Source organism: Brevibacterium gallinarum, assembly GCF_014836885.1.
Taxonomy (GTDB): domain Bacteria; phylum Actinomycetota; class Actinomycetes; order Actinomycetales; family Brevibacteriaceae; genus Brevibacterium; species Brevibacterium gallinarum.
The window spans coordinates 1-1,029 of sequence record NZ_JACSPY010000035.1; the positions used below are offsets into that span (position 1 = coordinate 1).

Annotated in this window: 1 protein-coding gene; it reads right to left on the reverse strand. The window is 66.4% G+C overall.

The genetic code is table 11. From position 1 onward, the window contains the following. A partial coding sequence (locus H9634_RS14960; RefSeq protein WP_191727483.1) for an HNH endonuclease signature motif containing protein occupies positions 1-996 on the reverse strand: 996 nt, incomplete at its 3' end. Positions 997-1,029 lie beyond the last annotated feature (33 nt).

The window sequence follows — 1,029 nt, forward strand, 5'->3', positions numbered from 1 at the left end:
CGCGGTGCTGGCGATGAGTTCGGCATGCCGTCGGTGCAGCACAGACCCCGGTGGATGGGTCCTTGCTGTTGTGCCTCCCGGCAGCGTCCACGTCAGCACCCCTGTTCGGGACTCGCGTCTGAGTCTGAACACTCCCTGCGTCTTGAGCTGATGGTGATGTTTGCACAGCGGGTGCAGGTTCTCCATGGTCGTCGGACCGCCGCGGGCAGGGTGCCGATGATTGAAGGGCTCGATGTGGTCGAGCTCAGCTTTCGCCGCTGGCCGGTCGCAGCCGGGGGCGGTGCAGTATCGCCAGCGTGCCACGAGTGCATGCCGCATGCGCGTACCGATCGTGTAGGTGGTCGCGACATGGTCGAGGACTTCGCCGGTGGCTGGGTCGGTGAGCAGACGGTAGATCGTGTCTCCTCCCGAGCCGACCAGCTGGCGAGCGACGTCGGGGCTGATGGGGCTGCCGTCGACCGAGCCGGGAAGTTCATCGGCGGCCGGGCTCTCAGAGAGCGCCATGGCCGGGACGGTGATGGTGATCTTGGCCTGGCGTGCCAGCCACTGGCCGCTGGCGGGACATGAGATGGGCGTGTCGCTGAGCAGGTCGGCGAGATCGTCCGCCAATGGATCAAGTGGTGAAGCCGTGTGGCCGGAGGTTTCCTGCCGCTTGGCCAGTGCCTGCTGAGCGAGGTCAAGCGTGTTGACGTCGCCGCCGATCGTCGCGCCGATGAGGAAGTCGTACTTCAGCTGCTCGAAGGAACGAGTATCGGCGAAGACATGGTTCTCCGGCAGGTCGAACCCGGCGGTGTATCCGCGGACCACACAGCGGGCCATGCCCTCGAGCCGCGCGTGAAGCAGCGCGATCTCATGGGACGGGCCCTGCACGATGAGTGTGCCGCGGCCGTGCTGGTCGTAGAACGCCTCGACTCGCCAGCGCTCACGGATCTGCTGGGCCTGCTCGGCGCGCGTGACCAGCGCGGCAATCGCGGCCTTGACCTCCGAGAAGTACACGCTCTTCTTCGTGGCCGTGATCGAGACCAGCAG